Below are 17,783 nucleotides of genomic sequence, written 5' to 3'. Positions count from 1 at the left end.
TTTTGGCAGATTTTTTTTATTTAAACTCAAAAAAAATAAAACTGGCTCACAATGAACCAGTTTCCATTTCCTTTATTCTTTAACAGCCGCCTCAAGTGCAACTTCAATCATTTCATTGAAGGTGGTTTGTCTTTCTTCAGAAGTTGTTTCCTCACCTGTAAGGATATGATCGCTGACTGTTAAGACAGAAAGCGCCTTACGGCCAAACTTCGCTGCAAGTGTATAAAGCGCAGCCGTTTCCATCTCAATCGCCAAAATCTGATATTGTGCCCATTTTTCGTGTTCAGCATTATCATTATAGAACATATCTGCTGTGAATACATTTCCGACTTTGAGGTTTAATCCTTTTTCAACACCTGCATCATAGGCTTTTTTCAGAAGGTCGAAGTTAGCTGTCGGCGCAAAGTCTACCCCTCCAAATGTAAGCCTGTTCATTTGGGAATCTGTAGAAGAGCTCATTGCCAGGATTACATCCCTAACTTTCACATCTTTTTGAATTGCACCGCATGTGCCTACTCTAATTAAGTTTTGAACATTGTAGCTCTGCATAAGTTCATTAATATAAATGGAAATGGATGGCACTCCCATGCCTGTGCCCTGAACTGATATGCGTTTCCCTTTATACGTTCCTGTATAGCCAAACATGTTGCGGACTTCATTGTAGCATTCTGCATTTTCCAAAAATGTTTCTGCAATATATTTTGCACGCAGAGGGTCTCCAGGGAGCAGGACCGTTTCCGCAATTTCGTTTTCTTTAGCACCGATATGTATGCTCATAATCAAAACCTCCAAATTAATTCTGAAGCCACTGTAAATGCTTCCAAGTCAAACTATACCATATGTGCCATCACTTAGAAACAAATTACATAAGGCATGTTTTTTCACTGTACGGGAAAGCTATTTTTAGCTTTTCCAAAGGAGGTTGTAATCATGCCGCAAAAAGGAATGAGCAAAAAACTCAGGCAGGCCGTACAGCATGCCAACGAGACAAATCCATCTTCGAGGGCTAATACCGAGCCCCATACATCCAAAACAGTCAAAACAAAAAGCAATCGATAATCGGAGGGATTAGGATGGGAAAAAAGCACCGCAACCGTATAAATTCTCCAAAGAAAAATAATCATATTCCTGCTGAAGCCATTATTGCAGAGCAAGAAGCCCACGGCAAGGAATACACTGCCAATAAACGCAAAAATAGTCCAGGATCAAACATTACGGAATAAAATATTTAATAAAATAAGCAGGAGAGCTCTAGTGCCCTCCTGCTATTTCATTGTTAAGGGAATTTATAAAAAATAACGATGTGAATAACTTTTAGAAAAAGATATCTGCATCAGCTCCACCGCCCAGCACCTCGGGTCATAAGCCAAATTACTCCAGAAATCGGGCCAAGGAATGCTTCGGCAGCGATACATCGCTCCGACCAAAGTAGCTTTGGGTGATTCGACTTATGCCTGTCGGACCTGCACAGGGTGTGCGCCACAGGAAGTGGCGGTTTTAGTTAGAGTTCATCTGATCAAGGCACTTCCGCTTTTGTTCTTTAGCGTATATGTATTCGATTAACTTCTTCCCAGCCGCCCGGCTTTAGCTGATAATAAAATTGCCCTCTTCTGCCTTCATCAATATAGAGTATATCCCCTGTGGAAATAAATCGGCCATCAAAATCCCCGGGAATCCTGTCAAGCACATTAAACTTCCTAAAAACTGAATCAAGACATTCCACATGGGTTAAAGCTTCGACATTTAGGCGATATACTTGCTGAAAGCCTTTTTTGTCCCTAAATTTCGGTGTTTGAAAGATTGTCACATCATATTCTTTTCTTTTGATTCTTGTTAGTTCCTTCAGCATTTGCATCCCCCTCACATTCTATGCATCCGCTTTTTTGTCTGATTTACCTATCAGACAAATTCAGCTGTTTTGACAAATAAGGTCTTCATAAGCATTTTTAATGACATTTTTTTACTTGCCCGCCAAATTTCTAAAAACAATTTTGTATTACTGTTTAATTAGCCATTTTTCTTGTCGTTTCCTCCATCAAAAAAATACTACTTTTGTCGATTTAAGGTTTTTTTCACAGAGAAAACGCTTTCAAAAGTGTTTAATCTGCATATTATGTATAAAAGTCTTTTAAGGGGGTGAAGAATTGCGGGTATCTAAAAAGCCTGTTTTATATTCAATCCTCATCGGATTGTTACTAATGACTATTTCTTATTTTTTTCAGCCACTCATGCCTTTTCAGTCTATCGCACACAGAGGTGCATCCGCTCTTGCACCGGAAAATACGCTGGCATCCTTTGAAAAAGCTATTGAACTGGGCTTTGACTATATCGAATTAGATGTGAGGCTGAGCAAGGATAAACAGCTTGTCGTAATTCATGACGCTAATGTTATGCGCACTACCGACGGAGAGGGGCTGATTGAGGATTTGACGGTTAAGGAAATAAAAAAGCTGGATGCAGGATCCTGGTTTTCTCCTGCGTATGCCGGGGAAAGGATCCCTTTATTAAATGAAGTTTTAAAAGAAGTCAGCGGAAAAACAGGAATCATAATTGAAATGAAATCACCTGAAAATCAGCCTGGCATGACAGAAATTCTGGCAAATATGTTACATTCTTTTAAACCTGACAATGAGATTAAGGTCCAATCTTTCCATATTAATGAGATAAAAAAGTTTCACCAGCTTGCTCCCGAAATTCCTGCAGGCCTGCTGCTGAGCAAGCACCTGGATTTGTTTCATTTGGCATCCTACCGCGAATTTGCCTCTTTCTTATCTGTTCATCATCTCTTACTTTCCAAGTCCTTCATTAATCAAGCTGAGTTATTCGGTTATGAGATATACTCGTGGACCATTAGCAAACAATACCAGTTTGCAGACATGCAGCGGCTTGGTGTTCACGGAATTATTTCCGATGATGAGAAGAGAATTCCCGACTCAATCATTTACGTGTTAATAACCCCCTTTTTAAAAGGTCAGGATTTTTTCAAAACACTTCTTGCATAGCTATATGCAGTCCCATGCTGCAGTCTGAGTCTGAGCATGTAAAAACGATGGGCGTCACCCATCGTTTTCGTCAGCATAAATTTTAAGCATATTTTGCAATGACAGACTGAAGCTTTTGCTGCATATAAGGAATATCTGCATTTGTAACAGTGAAACGGACAAAGGTTTCATCCATTTCCAGTGCCTCTGCCAGGAATCCTCCCAACCCTCTCGCTTTGCGGTCTACTTGAATCATGATCTCAGTCTCTCCATTTGCCTGTGGAAAAAATACAACTTCCAGTTCATCCAGCTTTCCTCTGTAAGGACCGGAGACTGGAACAAATTCAAACTCTTGGATAAACGGCAGCCTGCTGCGGAGGCGATGCGGAGCCTGTTCGCATTCTGCTTCCCGCAAACGGAATCCCATACTCGATACAGCGTTCAATACAGAATCCATTAGCGGGTTTGCCACGACTCGAATATAATCCTTATCAGCAGGATCCACCGCGTTTTTTATATCCAGTCCTGTCGCCACCCAAATTTTTGTCTTCCCAAAAGACAAAGGTGTGTCAGTTGGAAGATTAAAGGTAAATGGAATTTCCTTTCGTTCATTCGCCGCCAGGGTGAAGGAGTGAGCGAGCCTGAAACGGTCAATCAAACCTGAGACTGTATATTTTTTATCATCTGATTCTTTAATGTAAGTAGTATTCAATGAAAGATAAATATCATCGATTTTCTGTTCGGTGCTTCCCCCTGTAATCTCAACAACGCCTCTGAGAGCTTCTCCTGGAGCTGCTGAATCCTTCTCAAGTTTCGTATCGACTTTTGCCGATCCAATTCCAACACTTGCCAGGACTTTATTAAAAAATGACATATGCTTCTCTCCCTAGTTCTTTTTTTATTTTTTTCCTTTCCAATAGAAGGTTTACCTTCCATCCGGCCAACTTTTTAAACATTTCAGGCGGTCTTTATTTATAAATAACACAAAGCACTAGCTTCATTTAGATATACGAGCTTATAACAAGAAAAGTTTCATTTTTCAAATGTGCTGCCATAAATTTTTTATATTTGCGGAAATCGCTTTATATTTCTCAGCGTTTTCTTGAAAAATGATGTATGCTTGCAATTCGAATTTTCAGAATATGTATGCGCATGGTGTTCCTGCTGCTCCGCAAAAAAATGACGAGCACCTTTCCTCGTCATTTTTCTATATTAATCATCTTCAATTTCTTCATCAATGATGCACTTTTGCAGCAGGTATTCAAATGTGATATCTGCAAGCTCATCCAATTCTCCTTCAGTAGGCACATAACCTCTTTTTGCCAGCTCATGAAAGAAAAACTCAGCAATTTCTTCCGTATCTATTACGACCTCTATTTCCTTCACAGCAACGCCCCCTTTGTACAAAATGTATGAAGCACTACCTGGATTCATGCAAAACAACTTTCAGAAAAGTCATATTCTTTATTTTGTCTTAAAGTGCATTTTTCTTCAATTAGGACATACATATAGGATAAGCATCTAACAACGATCCATTTTATTCAGAAATTGAGGAGGCAGCGACATGTCAAGTATATCCAGACTGGCCCTAATCATTAAAGAAGATGTCAATCGTGAAGAAAGCTCCATTATCAATTTTTATAGCAATCTATTAAATGTCTGGTATAAGCTGGTCATATGGTTTGGCATACCATTTTTACTGTATCTCCTAATCACATGGCTCTAAGAAGAGCTGAGACCCCTAAGCTGCTTTACACAGTGCTCTTATCATCATTATTGGCAATATGCTTCAGTTTTCTGAGTATAACCCGCATGATATGCTTATACTCATCATCCTGAAACATTTCATAAAGTATACGATAATCATTATATATATCAAGCAAACCATCAATAAGCACTTTTCTTTCTTTAATGCCTTCAAGCAATTCCTTTTCTGCCTTGCGGAATGAATGAGCAGAATCCTTTAATTCAGGCAGCTTTTCTTTTTTGTTGATCATATAAAGGAGTCCCAGCTTCTGAATAAAAGCATCTGCACTTTCAGCATCCGCAACGAGTGTCAGCTCTTCCTCTCCAGCCTCCAGCCATTCCCCGTCATTAATTCTCGAAAGCTCATAAATAACATCTTCCCATGCATCTTCTTTGTATCTCCAAATTTCCGTCCTGAAGCCTACTATTTTGAAGAGATCCGAACCATACCCCTTGACTTGGACAAGGTCACCAAAAAAGTATTTATATTCGATGTCAATATGCTCCTTTTCCATAATCTCACCTTCATACTCAGAAAGCATTTGAAGGCTGGATTCCATATATAGACCTTCACTTTTATTGACTTCATAGACGTACATATCATCTAGCCATTTCACATCTGTTACTTTTCCGACTGTACCATAAATAGTGATCACGACTGTATCACCGATTTTGTACTTTGGTTTCTTCTTTTTGCTCATTTCCTCCATCCTCTCAATGACTGAGTCGTGAGTATTGAATACAATAGTATATGCACTTTTTATGAAAATCGTCCGTACGTTCATCACAATCAATCAAAAGCCATTCTCAAAAAATGGCTCTTTTTCAATGATTGATGATTTTTATTTTTGAATACTGCCCGTTGATTTCCAGGCACTTGCTTTCCGCGGGGAGGAATGCGAGCCTCCTCGGCTTCGCCTGCGGGGTCTCACACTTCCCTCTCCTCCCGCAGGACATTGAATAAGCTTCCTCGAATGGGCACAGCACGAAGGAAATGCGTCAGCATTTTCGAGGATCAAGTGCCTTCCGCTCCAATCAACTCATAAATTAGTTACCTGCCCAAAAGCAACAACCTTTACGAAAACAGCCAAATAAAAAAACACTCCTGTGCCGGAGTGTTTCAAAGTGTTCATTTAGCTTTCAGAAAGTATATACAATTGCCAGACTTCATCAAATACAGACATGCTCTCAGGATAACTTCCATTCAATTCGAGGTAAGAGCTGACCTCATCATACTCATAGGCTGTTTTCGGAAAGCTGTGATCCTCATATGCCTCATTGGCAAAACGGCTGATGTCGTCCTTTGGTGCAGGGTGTCTGTATTTCATTAAAAAGTGATAGAAAGTTTTGGACATACTAACGCCTTCCCCTTTATTCTGTCGTTCATTAATTTATTTTCTACTATAATCGAATTGTGCTCAGTTCGTCTACTATTACATAGAAAAGCAGCCCGCATAGCTTTGCGGGCTGCCCTTATCACTTACTTATCATAGGAAGAGAAATCGAAATAATTTCGCTTCAGCAGCCTTGGCTGCTCCATCAGCTTTTCGAAACTAATCTCTTTTCCAATCTTTTTCACATCAATCAAAAATAGTTGGTCCTCAATCTCCTTAACGAGATCATCTGACTGGTAAACCATTTCACAATCCCTGCAGGAAATGGAAGGGGTCTCATTAATTTGGATGGCCCTTGTTCCATCAGGCAGCTCCCAATAAACGGTTTCCCTGCTTTCATTTATATTCTGGCTTTCACACCATGCACATTTACTTTGCATTATGAGCCTCCTATTCCTTTGCCGATGCGGTCTCTGCATTCGTTTCAGCTGCTGGTTTCTGTTTCGTCTGCTGGGCATTGAATTTCTTTTCCTTTAGTTCATCGCGTTTGTCACGCTTATCCTTCAATGAACTGTGGGACGGATCGCTTTCATATTTTTCGCGGCGGTCAAGTCTTGCGAGCCCTTCAGGTACAAGATTAAACTGCTGATCATTCATCAGCGCTGCTATTCCGACATTGGACCGTTTTTCATCCATTTCCGGGTAAACTTCTTTAAAATACCCTTCAGCACGGCCCGGAACATAGTTTTCCGGCTCCGGATAAGTGGTTATAACTCCTTCAAAATTACGAAGGACCACTTTATCGGCACTTTGTGAGATCAGGTAATTTGGCTGCAAGGAGATTTTTCCGCCTCCGCCAGGCGCGTCAACAACAAATGTTGGAACCGCATATCCGGAAGTATGTCCTCTTAATCCTTCAATGATCTCAAGCCCCTTTGAAACTGGTGCACGGAAATGGCCAATGCCTTCAGATAAATCACATTGATAAATGTAATAAGGCCGGACCCGGATTTTAACAAGATCATGCATTAATTTTTTCATTATTGGAACGCTATCGTTTATACCAGCCAAAATCACGGATTGGTTGCCTACTGGAACACCGGCATTTGCCAGCATCTCACACGCTCTCTTAGAATCTTCGGTAATCTCAATGGAAGTATTAAAATGTGTATTCAGCCATACCGGATGATACTTTTTCAGGATATTGCATAAATTTTCGGTAATCCGCTGCGGAAAAACAACTGGTGCCCGCGTGCCGATTCTGATGATTTCAACATGATCGATTTCCCTCAAATTCTTCAAAATGTACTCAAGGATATTATCATTGATCAAAAGTCCATCCCCGCCAGATATGAGAACATCCCTAACCTGAGGCGCACTCCTGATATAGCTGATCGCTGCATCAAGCTGTTTTTTCGGCACTCCCATGCCAATTTGACCGGAAAATCTCCTGCGTGTACAATAGCGGCAATACATGGAGCATTGATTTGTCACCAGAAATAAGACACGATCAGGATAACGGTGCGTCAGGCCAGGGACAGGTGAATCTTCATCTTCATGCAAAGGATCTTCAAGATCATATTTTGTTTTATATATTTCTTTTGAAATTGGTACCGATTGCATTCTGATCGGGCATCGCGGATCATCCGGATTCATTAGTGAAGCATAATAAGGTGTAATGTTCAGCGGAATCGTCTTGGTCGAGATCCTTACTCCTTCTTCCTCATCCGGAGTGAGATTGATGACTTTCTTCAGATCATCAACAGTGCGAATCGTATTTGTCAGCTGCCAAAGCCAATCATTCCATTGTTCTTCTGTGACATCCTTCCACAGCTCAATATCTTTCCAGTACCGATCCGGTTTATATAAAAAGTTCTTCATTTAAATTCCCCCTATATGGATTTCTTTAAAAATATATACTGCAAGAATCATGCCAATTCTGAAGCTTTCGTATTATCATATGAAAACCCTGACTGAGTGGCGATTGTTAGCAGCTGAGGGGATATTTTTATTAAACTGGTGACTTTGAAACAAAAAAAAATGCCGATTATTCGGCACTTTCATAATTGCTGCAGACAAGACTCCCGTTATTTATATCAATATTATACTTTGCCAGTTTATATTGCAGCGTTTGCCGCGGAACCTCCAATAGCTTTGCGGCTCTTTTTATATTTCCATTGGTCTCTAGAAGGGCTTTTTTAATTAATGCTTTTTCCTGTTCTTCCATGCTCGCCTTTAATGGCTGAACCTTTAGTGAAACAGCCTGTTCATCCTTTTGCAGCTGCTGTTTCATTATCACAGGCAAATCCTCTGCTTTAAGAAAATGATCTTCACAGACATTCATCATGTATTCGATTGTATGCTTTAATTCCCTGACATTCCCGGGCCAATGATATTGTCTGAAAAAGGCAAGCACATCCTCCCCGACTCCTGAAAGGTTTTTGTCTAAAACCTGATTAAATCCCCTCATAAAATGATGTGCAAGAAATTCAATATCTTCTTTCCTATCCCTTAGAGGAAGGAGCCCGAAAGTGAGAACATTTAAGCGGTAAAATAAGTCTGTTCTGATTTGATTTCTCTCCAGTGCTTCCACTGGATGGATATTCATGGCTGCAATCACTCTTACATCTACATGGGTGCTCTTCGGGCTTCCCACTCTTCTGACAATCCCATCCTCCAGCACTCTAAGAAGTTTTGCCTGGAGCTCAATTGGCATGGCATGTATTTCATCAAGGAAGAGTGTTCCCCCATCGGCTAATTCAAATAGCCCTGGTCTGTCTACAGCTCCTGTATAGCTTCCTTTAGCCGTTCCGAATAGAATGCTTTCAAGCAAGGATTCAGGTATAGCTGCACAGTTCTGGGCAATAAATGGCCCGGCTGCTCTTGAGGAAGCATGGTGGAGTCCCTGAACAAAAAGCTCCTTTCCGCACCCGCTTTCGCCAAACACCAGAATGGAGGAATCAGACTTTGCCAGTTTGGCTGCTTCCTTCTTAATTTTTTGCATTTCCTGATTTACAGTAAGAAGACTATCCAGTGTGTACTGTACATTCTGAACAGGAGTCTTTTTTTTGACAGGCTGTTTTATTTTTTTTCGCAAATCCAGAAGGCTTTCTGATAGAAGCTTTAATCTGGAATAGTCCTTAGCAATCTCAACAGCTCCTGCTACTTTGCCATCTACAGTAATAGGGAGAGTTGTATTAATGGTTTCTATTTGCGCGCCATGAAGGTTAACATAGGATTGCGTCTGATTATAGATCGGTTTTTTTGTTTTCATTACTTTTAGTAAGGTGCTTGTCTCTTTATCCAATGAAGGAAAAACTTTCAGAACAGGTCTTCCGATAACCTCAGAAACCTCCAGGCCATCGTGCCTTGCAGCAATTTCATTATAAAAAATGGTATTTCCATCCAAATCCACAACATGAATTCCTTCATCAATGCCCTTTAGTATGGCTGCCAGAACTTCTTTTGAAATGCTTTGAGTTTCAGTCATCAAAATCCCCTCCCATATTTATGTATATGAAAGGGTGCCGAAAATTTGTCAGGATGGTGCCGAAAAACTGGCACTATTTTTTATGGCTCCAGGAATCTTCAGCAGCCAAATTCTTTACCCAGACATTCATATTTTCAAGTTTATCGAAAATATAACAGTTGTTAAGAAGCCGGCCCCGATAGGAATACCCCAGCTGATGCAGAACGGCATTCATTCCGAACGACAGCGCTCTGGCAATGGAGTAGGCACAGAATACACCCTGCGATTTTAAACCTTTTTCCAATTTTTCAAGGAGTATTTTCATTAAACCATGTTTACGGTGGGACGGAAGTGTTGCACAATCTGTCAGTTCTGCGTTTTTATAAAAAAGATTGACCTCCGCTGAAGCTGCACTGACAAGGTCATCATTATACTGAAATGCGTAATAGATGGTACCTTCCTGGATTGTCTTTTTAATATATGAGGGATCATGGAGTGGTGTTGGATAAATTTGAAATACTTCCCGATAAAGTGCAGCAAGTTTTTCAGCATTTTGCTCTGATATTTTCATAAGCTGATATTCGGATGGAGGCATGATGACATCCGGGTTTCTTGAAAGGGCAGCTACATTTGTAATAATGCTGTCTTCTGAAATCCAATGTGGATTGATTCTTCTTTCGTCCGAGAAATATTTGCAGAAAAAGTATTGATCAGATCCCCGGAAATATCCGTCAATAACAGCTTCGCACTGAAAACCCATAGCAAGCAGTTCCGTATAATTTTCCACTCTTCCTCTAAAAATTAATTTCTCACACTGGTGTTCTTTTGCCGTTTTCTCTGCTTCATGGACAGCATCTTCCAATTTCCCTGCATAATCGTCTACTCTTAAGCGTTTATTGAATGGATCAAGGTATAATTCGGCAAGAACGTTTTCTTTTTTTATTGTTTTTACAGAAGCTTTTTTATTCATTGCTCAGACCCCCTTCTATTAAAAAACTGCCCGGCCAAACGGCCAGGCATTATAGATGATGAAGGATATACGGGCCAATTCCGCCTTTTTTTCGGCCGAATCAGCGCTTTTACCGGCCAAGCCGATTAAAATACCGGCCAAATATAGTGAACTTCAATTTTCGCCACTGATTGCTAGTTGAGGCCCACAGGAAGTGGGTCACAAAGACGTTGCCACAGGAGGTGGCGTTTCTTAGTCTTTGTTCTTCTTTTCGGGCCTTCACGGGCAGTTTGACCCCCACTTATCCCTCAACGATTTTTCCAGATCCTCGAAGTGGAGGTCTTACTGTTCCTGTCCTTCATCTTAGTCAATTTTAAAGCTGATCAGCTTCATCTCTGTCATTTCTTCAACAGCATATTTTATGCCTTCACGTCCCATTCCGCTCATTTTTACACCACCATATGGCATATGGTCTACGCGGAAGGTTGGGAAATCGTTAACCATCACACCGCCGACATGAAGCTCCCTTGCTGCTTTGAAGGCTTTATTCACATCATTGGTGAAAACACCAGCCTGCAGGCCATAATCTGAATCATTCACAAGCGCAAGCGCCTCTTCAAAGCTGCTGAATGAATTAATATGGACAACAGGTGCAAATGCTTCCTCACAAGAAATTTTTTCTGATTTATCAACGTTCAGCAGGACGGTTGGATACAGGGTATTATCTGCTGCCTTTCCGCCAAGAGCAAGTTCTGCTCCGCTCTTAACGGCACTCTCGATCCAGCTTTGCGCGCGGTCGGTGTCGCTTTTGGAGATCATTGCAGAAATATCTGTTTCTTCATTAAGCGGATCGCCGATTTTTAGCTTTTTGGCTTCCTCAACAAAGCGTTCGGCAAATGTCTGGTACAGGGATTCATGGACATAAATGCGCTGAACGGAAATACATACCTGCCCCTGGAAGGCAAATGCCCCAGCTGCAATTCGCGGAACAATTCTCTCCACGTCTGCATTCTCATCCACTACAACTGCCGAATTGGAACCCAATTCAAGTGTTACTCTCTTTAAGCCTGCATTTTCCCGAATCTGCTTTCCTACTGCAGGGCTCCCTGTAAAAGTAATCATCGATATGCGGTCGTCTGCAACAAGCACATCCCCTACCGTTCCGCCGCTCCCTGTAATTACATTCAGAGCTCCATCAGGAAGTCCGGCTCTGTGAAAAATATCAGCTATTTTATATGCCGACATTGGCGTTTGGGATGCAGGCTTTAATACAACCGTGTTTCCGGCAGCAATTGCAGGACCCACTTTATGGGCAACAAGGTTCATAGGAAAATTGAATGGAGTGATGGCGCCGATAATTCCAAGCGGCTCCTTTACTGTATAGGCAACCCTGCCTTCGCCTCCAGGAGCAGCATCCATTGGGATTGTCTCTCCATAAAGCTTGCGCGCTTCCTGGGCAGCGAAGGTATATGTCATGATGGTGCGGTCCACTTCTCCTCTTGCAGCCTTTAGAGGTTTAGATGCTTCACGCGCAATGATCATTGCGCACTCTTCTTTTTCTTCCTTCATAATGGCAACTGCATTTTCCAGTATTTCTGCCCTTTTATGAGCAGGCATTTCAGCCATTATTTTTCTGGCATGATCTGCCGCATCAATCGCTGACTTCACATCGGAAGGAGAAGCCATGGCAACTTCTGCAATACCTTCCCCGCTATAGGGGCTTTTCAATGCTTTGTAGTTCTCTGTTTCCTTGAACTTTCCGCCAATCCATAAATGTTGTTTCATTGTATTCCTCCTTATGTGCAGCATTCACCTATTACTTCTTCCAGTACGGTTAAACCTTCATTGAGCTGTTCATCGGTTGTAATAAGCGGAGAAAGCAGGCGAATAATATTGCCATAGAGGCCAGCACTCATAATAATGAGACCGCGCTTGTGCGCTTTTGACAGGATCTCCTGAACGATTTCCTTATTCGGTTCCTTTGTATCCTGATCTTTAACAAATTCAATGGCACACATTGCCCCTAAAGAACGAACTTCACCCACTTGCTTATATTTTAAAGGAAGATCTGAAAATTTTTCAGTAAAAAGGCTTCCGATTTCATTTGCCCTTCCTAATAATCCTTCTTCCTCAATTGTTCGAATCACTTCTAATGCGGCTGTACACCCGAGCGGACTGCCTCCATAAGTTCCGCCAATTTCACCGATATTCGGTGAATCCATTATGTCAGCCCTTCCAGTTACAGCACTGATAGGCAATCCGGCACCGATTGATTTTGACATCGTAATTAAATCCGGCACAACATCATAATGCTCCATAGCAAACATTTTGCCAGTCCTGCCAAATCCCGTCTGAACCTCATCAGCGATAAAGAGGATTCCATACTTTTCACAAAGCTGTTTTACACCTTTTACAAAACGGGAAGACGGCATAACAAAACCGCCCTCACCCTGTACAGGCTCCATAATGACAGCAGCAATTTCTTCAGGAGGCACCTCGCTGAGAAAAAAAGTTTCGAATCTTTTAAGTAAGGCAAGATCATGTTCTTTTTCCTTCAGACCTTCGCTGCGGTAATAATAAGGGTAAGGCCATTTATATGTTTCAGGCGCAAATGGCCCGAATTCATATTTATATGGTTTAACCTTACTTGTTAAACTCATGGACATATAGGTCCGGCCATGAAACCCCCGCTCAAATGATATGATCCCTTTTCGGCCGGTATATTTCCTTGCTATCTTTACGGCATTTTCCACTGCCTCTGCGCCGGTGCTTAAAAAGAATGTTTTTTTTCTGTGGTTTCCAGGTGTAATGCTGTTGAGCTTTTCTGCCAGTTTAATATAAGGCTCATACATCATGACATGGAAGCACGGATGAAGATATTGGTCAATTTGGGCATGCAGGGCTTCCACTACCCTTGGCGGGCAATGGCCAACATTTAATGTGCCGATTGCCCCGGCAAAATCAAGAAAAGTATTTCCGTCTATATCTGTCAGAAGTACTCCATTTCCCTTATCAGCAAATGTCTGAATCGTGTTAAACGGCCCCTTTGGCACATTCTGCTCTTTTTTAGCCAATAATTCCTTCGCTCTCGGCCCCGGTATCTCCGTTCTTATTTTTATTGATCCCATCATCATTTCCCCTCTCACTGATTAGTGCCGCACCATTCCATCATGGCCAGAGCAATGATTTCAGCAGCTTCAAAAACTTCCGGCAAGGAGATATACTCGTTAACATCATGGGCCGCTTCAGTTACACCGGGGCCAAAGACAACAACAGGTGTATTCCCCACTTTGGATAATATGCCTCCATCCGTGCCCCAGGGTGATGCTTCAACTGCCGGCTGCATGCCTTTTACTTCTTCAAAAGACTCCGATATTACGGTCATTAGAGGGTGATCCTGTTCCAAATCACCAGGCAGCCAGCGTCCGCCGAACCATTCAACTTGAGGAGGATTTTTTTTAAGCCACGCATCATTTTGTGCTGCTTCCTTCAGGCACTGTTCCAGCTCTTTTTCCGCAGATTTCATTTCCTCATCTGGCGCCACCCCCATCCTTCCCTCTATGATGGCAATATCCGGCACTGAAGAAGGCCATTCTCCGCTATTTATTTTTCCGATATTTATAGGGATTGGTATAGGAATCTTGGAATATAGCGGATCCTCAATTCTAAGGTTTCTTAATTTTTCAAGTTCCTGAAGCTTTGTCATAACTGTCATGGCTTTTTCGATTGCATTGATGCCTTCATATCTGGTTCCTCCATGAGCAGAACGCCCTTTTACCGTTATCCGAAACCACATCGAACCCTGCTGTTTTGGGAAGAGCTTCATATTTGTCGGTTCGGGAATGATTGCCCCGTCGGCTGTATATCCCCGGAGGACAGCAGCCAGAGTACCCGCCCCTCCGCTTTCTTCTTCTATGACACTTTGGAATATCACATCACCTTTAAGCTTAATTCCAAGCGTTATGATGGCTTCCATTGCAAGCAGGAGTGAGACTGTTCCCCCTTTCATATCCGTCGAACCCCGGCCATATAGTTTTCCATCTTCGATTCTGCCGCTAAATGGGTCATGATCCCAATCATTTCGGTCTCCCTCTGGAACAACATCAATATGGCCATTGAGGATAAGGGACCTTCCTCCGCCTGTTCCTTTCAAAACAGCCACTACATTGGGATTTCCGGAAAAATCCTTTCTATCCGAACAAAAAGCAGGATGTTTGGTCAATTGCTCCTTGCCAATCTCCCAAATATCCAGGGTTAGTCCAAGTTTGCGGCATTTTTCAATGATGACAGCCTGTGCACTGCTTTCTTTCCCACGGATGCTTCCTTCCTGGACAAGCTGCTGAAGAAGTCTTGTTCCCCTTTGCCTATTTTCTTCCAGCCACTGTTTAATCTTTGCATGAGCATTCATATTCCCACTCCTTTTCTGAGACCACAGCCAAACATAGGATACTATCTATCAATTAATCACTCTCACATTCCCAGCAATGGTAAAGCCGCAGCCGGTTTTCGCCCTTACTGCATGAATCGAGTGCGGTGCAAACAATTCTGTCAGTGTCAGACCATGATTTGTTATTTGAAAGACAGCCATCTCCGTAATAATCATGTCTACACAGCGGGCAGATGTAAGAGGCAGACTGCACTCGTTCACAATTTTTGAATTTCCATACTTATCTGTCTGGTTCATAAGGACAATTACTTTTCTGGCTTTTTGGGCAAGTTCCATTGCCCCGCCCATGCCAGGAACTTTTTTACCAGGGACAATCCAATTGGCCAGATCTCCCCTTTCACTCACCTGCAGGGAGCCAAGGATCGTCATATCAACTCTTCCTCTGCGTATCATCCCAAAGGCAATAGTACTGTCACAATACGAAGCACCTTTTACAACGGAAACCGGAAATCCGCCAGCATTACAGAGATTTTCATCTTCCTTCCCTTTCTCCGGACTTGGCCCCATACCTGTAATGCCATTTTCAGCATGAAACATCACATTTGTCCCAGCTGGCAAATGATTGGGAACAAGCGAAGGAATTCCAATGCCAAGGTTTACAATCATCCCGTTCTTTATTTCTTCAGCAGCACGTTTTGCAATGCGATCTCTGATTTCTACTCCCATGCCCATTTCCAATTCACTCCTTTAGAAGGGACAATATAATCCACAAAAACCCCTGGTGTTATAATTTCATCAGGATCCAGGCTGCCAAGGGGGACAATTTCCTCCACTTCTGCAATGGTCATATCTCCCGCCATAGCAACAAGCGGGTTTGTGTTTCTCGCACTTTTGTCATAAATTAAGTTTCCGTAAGGATCCGCTTTTTTTGCAAAGACAATGGATATTTCAGCTGTTAGAGCCGTTTCAACAAGATATTTTTTTCCACTCAAATTACATGTTTGTTTATTGCTTGTTACAATGTCATTATCAAGTCCAATATCGGAAAGAATGGCAGGGATGCCGACTCCCCCTGCACGGATTCTTTCTGCCAATATTCCCTGTGGCGAAAACTCCACTTCCATTTTCCCATCTGTCATTAATTGGCCAGCAACGGGATTTGATCCGATATGGGAGGCAATCATTTTTTTCGCCCTTCCCTGGCTTACCACTTTCCCGATGCCAATATGGGGAAACCCTGAATCATTGCCAATAAGCGTTAAATCTTTGAATCCATTATCCAAAATTCCGTCAATAAGGGCAGGAGGGGTGCCAATTCCTCCAAATCCGCCAAACATAATGATCATGCCATCCCGAAAATGCTTCATTGCCTCATCAATTTCAATGATTTTGTTATAAGTGTTCTCCATATTTATTCAGCCTCTTCCTCAGCAAAGATCAAGTGTTTTTCTGTGAAAATCTGCAAAGTCCCTTCAAACCTTTTCACCAGATCATCAATTTCCCTTTTGGTAATGGTAAGCGGCGGTGCAATCAATACAGCATCTCCATCGATGCCGGTTTTGCCTGCCCCCGCCGGGTAAATAAGCAGTCCCTGTTCCTGCGCTTCCTGTATTAATCTCTGTGTCAGATTAAACTTTCTCGAAAACGGCTCTCTGGACAGATGATCTTTTACAAATTCAAGTCCGATCATTAGTCCTTTTCCTCTTACATCACCAATAAAGGAAAATTTGGATTGCAGTTTTGTCAGCTTATTTTTCAAATACACACCTTTGCTATCCACTTCAGGGATGATGTTGTTTTTTTCAATATACTCAAGCACTGCGAGAGAAACTGCGCAGGACTGAGGATTGGCACTTAAGGTATGGCCGCTCATAATGCTCTTTGACCCTGCCAAAATAGGCTTCATAATTTCATCGCTTACAAGGGCAGCCGCAATCGGAGCATACCCGGCCCCCATTCCTTTACCCAGTGCGACAATATCAGGTTTTACATTCCATTGCTCGCAGGCAAGCATTGTGCCCGTTCTGCCAAAACCGGTCATAACCTCATCAGCAATAAATAAAATGTCATGCCGGTCACAAATTTCTTTTATTATCCTGTAGTAATCTTTTGGAGGGGTTATAGCACCCCCTGCAGCCCCAATGACTGGCTCTGCGATAAATGCAGCAATATTCTCTTGCCCTATCCGTTTAATGACGGTTTCAAGTTCATGGGCACACAGATATCCGCATTCAGGCGCTTCCAGATTGTATGGACACCTATAGCAATATGGCGGATGAATGACAGGAAAATCTTCAAGCAGCGGTATGAAACGCGCCCTTCTGCCCGTATGACCTGACATTGATAAAGCACCCAGAGTTATGCCATGATAGCTCATCCACCTTGAAAGCACCTTTGTTTTTGTCTGAATGCCTTTTTCCTGCCAATATTGAATCGCAATTTTCATAGCTGTTTCAGTGGCCTCAGAGCCGCTGTTCACAAAAAAGCTCCAATTTAAGTCGCCAATTGCCGCTTCCGCGATTTTAAGAGCCAGCTTTTCAGCTGCCCCGCTGGTAAATTGCGAACGATACACAAAAGAGACTTTCTTAGCCTGTTCATGCATTGCCTCAATGATTTCCTCAACACCATGGCCAATATTTGCCGTTATCGCGCCAGACGATGCATCCAAATATTCCTTTCCGTCAGTATCATATAAATAGACGCCTATGCCATAATCAATAACTGGATAATGTGCATGAAGCATTGGCTTAATTAGGTTTGATTGATCCATTTCAGAAACCCCTCCATTGTTATTCGTGGAAAAAAAGCGTCTTGGGCTCTAAAGTTGAAGCAGAATTGTAAAGTGTGACGCTATCTTCTGGGCCAATATATTAAAATATATGAAATGACTTCCAAAATCTTTCTTAAAGAATATTCA

General features: G+C 42.1%; 20 protein-coding genes. 4 read left to right on the top strand and 16 right to left on the bottom strand.

The features are described from left to right. Positions 1-72: 72 nt before the first annotated feature. Positions 73-777, bottom strand: a complete 705-nt coding sequence (gene deoD / locus MKY20_RS12230; protein ID WP_009332575.1) for a purine-nucleoside phosphorylase — start codon at positions 775-777, stop codon at positions 73-75. 153 nt (positions 778-930) lie between these two features. On the opposite strand from deoD, the gene MKY20_RS12225 reads away from it, so the two are divergent. Next, on the top strand, positions 931-1,059 hold the full coding sequence (locus tag MKY20_RS12225) for a hypothetical protein (protein WP_009332576.1): 129 nt from the start codon (positions 931-933) through the stop codon (positions 1,057-1,059). 14 nt (positions 1,060-1,073) lie between these two features. Continuing rightward, entirely contained in the window at positions 1,074-1,223 is a 150-nt protein-coding gene (locus MKY20_RS12220; RefSeq protein ID WP_009332577.1) for a hypothetical protein, read from the top strand. A 317-nt stretch (positions 1,224-1,540) separates the two neighbouring features. Here the strand turns inward: MKY20_RS12220 and MKY20_RS12215 are convergent, their stop codons facing one another. After that, positions 1,541-1,849 (bottom strand): YodL domain-containing protein, encoded by a 309-nt coding sequence (locus tag MKY20_RS12215; RefSeq protein ID WP_009332579.1) that lies wholly within the window; start codon positions 1,847-1,849, stop codon positions 1,541-1,543. A gap of 295 nt (positions 1,850-2,144) precedes the next feature. Here MKY20_RS12215 and MKY20_RS12210 point away from each other — a divergent pair, with 295 nt between their 5' ends. Further along, the gene (locus MKY20_RS12210) at positions 2,145-3,002 is read left to right on the top strand and encodes a glycerophosphodiester phosphodiesterase (RefSeq protein WP_251175752.1); all 858 of its coding nucleotides are present in this window, start codon (positions 2,145-2,147) and stop codon (positions 3,000-3,002) included. 82 nt (positions 3,003-3,084) lie between these two features. On the opposite strand, the gene MKY20_RS12205 is transcribed toward MKY20_RS12210, so the two are convergent. Then, positions 3,085-3,855 (bottom strand): sporulation protein, encoded by a 771-nt coding sequence (locus tag MKY20_RS12205; protein WP_009332581.1) that lies wholly within the window; start codon positions 3,853-3,855, stop codon positions 3,085-3,087. Between the two features lie 338 nt (positions 3,856-4,193). After that, complete coding sequence (locus MKY20_RS12200; RefSeq protein WP_009332582.1) at positions 4,194-4,367, bottom strand: YozD family protein; 174 nt, start codon at positions 4,365-4,367, stop codon at positions 4,194-4,196. Positions 4,368-4,545: 178 nt separating this feature from the next. Here MKY20_RS12200 and MKY20_RS12195 point away from each other — a divergent pair, with 178 nt between their 5' ends. Beyond that, a complete protein-coding gene (locus MKY20_RS12195; RefSeq protein ID WP_019379694.1) occupies positions 4,546-4,707 on the top strand; it encodes a hypothetical protein in 162 nt (53 codons plus the stop codon). 25 nt (positions 4,708-4,732) lie between these two features. Here MKY20_RS12195 and MKY20_RS12190 read toward each other — a convergent pair whose 3' ends face one another. From MKY20_RS12190 to MKY20_RS12135, 12 genes are all read right to left on the bottom strand, one after another. Next, complete coding sequence (locus MKY20_RS12190) at positions 4,733-5,428, bottom strand: hypothetical protein (RefSeq protein WP_019379695.1); 696 nt, start codon at positions 5,426-5,428, stop codon at positions 4,733-4,735. Between the two features lie 432 nt (positions 5,429-5,860). After that, positions 5,861-6,082, bottom strand: a complete 222-nt coding sequence (locus tag MKY20_RS12185; protein ID WP_009332584.1) for a YozE family protein — start codon at positions 6,080-6,082, stop codon at positions 5,861-5,863. Positions 6,083-6,207: 125 nt separating this feature from the next. Next, on the bottom strand, positions 6,208-6,501 hold the full coding sequence (locus MKY20_RS12180) for a YokU family protein (protein WP_009332585.1): 294 nt from the start codon (positions 6,499-6,501) through the stop codon (positions 6,208-6,210). Between the two features lie 10 nt (positions 6,502-6,511). Then, complete coding sequence (gene ablA / locus MKY20_RS12175) at positions 6,512-7,942, bottom strand: lysine 2,3-aminomutase (protein WP_019379696.1); 1,431 nt, start codon at positions 7,940-7,942, stop codon at positions 6,512-6,514. Between the two features lie 166 nt (positions 7,943-8,108). Next, positions 8,109-9,551 (bottom strand): sigma-54 interaction domain-containing protein, encoded by a 1,443-nt coding sequence (locus tag MKY20_RS12170; protein ID WP_071157290.1) that lies wholly within the window; start codon positions 9,549-9,551, stop codon positions 8,109-8,111. A 73-nt stretch (positions 9,552-9,624) separates the two neighbouring features. Then, the gene (gene ablB / locus MKY20_RS12165; protein ID WP_341001218.1) at positions 9,625-10,500 is read right to left on the bottom strand and encodes a putative beta-lysine N-acetyltransferase; all 876 of its coding nucleotides are present in this window, start codon (positions 10,498-10,500) and stop codon (positions 9,625-9,627) included. A 342-nt stretch (positions 10,501-10,842) separates the two neighbouring features. Next, the gene (locus tag MKY20_RS12160) at positions 10,843-12,264 is read right to left on the bottom strand and encodes an aldehyde dehydrogenase family protein (RefSeq protein WP_341001216.1); all 1,422 of its coding nucleotides are present in this window, start codon (positions 12,262-12,264) and stop codon (positions 10,843-10,845) included. An 11-nt stretch (positions 12,265-12,275) separates the two neighbouring features. Beyond that, a complete protein-coding gene (gene gabT / locus MKY20_RS12155) occupies positions 12,276-13,610 on the bottom strand; it encodes a 4-aminobutyrate--2-oxoglutarate transaminase (protein ID WP_341003333.1) in 1,335 nt (444 codons plus the stop codon). 11 nt (positions 13,611-13,621) lie between these two features. Continuing rightward, complete coding sequence (locus MKY20_RS12150; protein ID WP_009332591.1) at positions 13,622-14,887, bottom strand: peptidase; 1,266 nt, start codon at positions 14,885-14,887, stop codon at positions 13,622-13,624. A gap of 48 nt (positions 14,888-14,935) precedes the next feature. Further along, positions 14,936-15,598, bottom strand: a complete 663-nt coding sequence (locus tag MKY20_RS12145; RefSeq protein WP_019379703.1) for a 3-oxoacid CoA-transferase subunit B — start codon at positions 15,596-15,598, stop codon at positions 14,936-14,938. Then, the gene (locus tag MKY20_RS12140; protein WP_009332593.1) at positions 15,583-16,275 is read right to left on the bottom strand and encodes a CoA transferase subunit A; all 693 of its coding nucleotides are present in this window, start codon (positions 16,273-16,275) and stop codon (positions 15,583-15,585) included. Before MKY20_RS12140 ends, MKY20_RS12145 begins: the two co-directional genes overlap by 16 nt. A 2-nt stretch (positions 16,276-16,277) precedes the next feature. After that, positions 16,278-17,636 (bottom strand): aspartate aminotransferase family protein, encoded by a 1,359-nt coding sequence (locus MKY20_RS12135; protein WP_341001215.1) that lies wholly within the window; start codon positions 17,634-17,636, stop codon positions 16,278-16,280. Between the last annotated feature and the right edge of the window lie 147 nt (positions 17,637-17,783).

Origin of the sequence: Cytobacillus sp. FSL W8-0315 (genome assembly GCF_038002905.1) — a bacterium.
GTDB classification, from domain to species: domain Bacteria; phylum Bacillota; class Bacilli; order Bacillales; family Cytobacillaceae; genus Cytobacillus; species Cytobacillus pseudoceanisediminis.
Note: the sequence above shows the minus strand (reverse complement) of the source record. Positions and strands in the feature narration are given on the sequence as shown.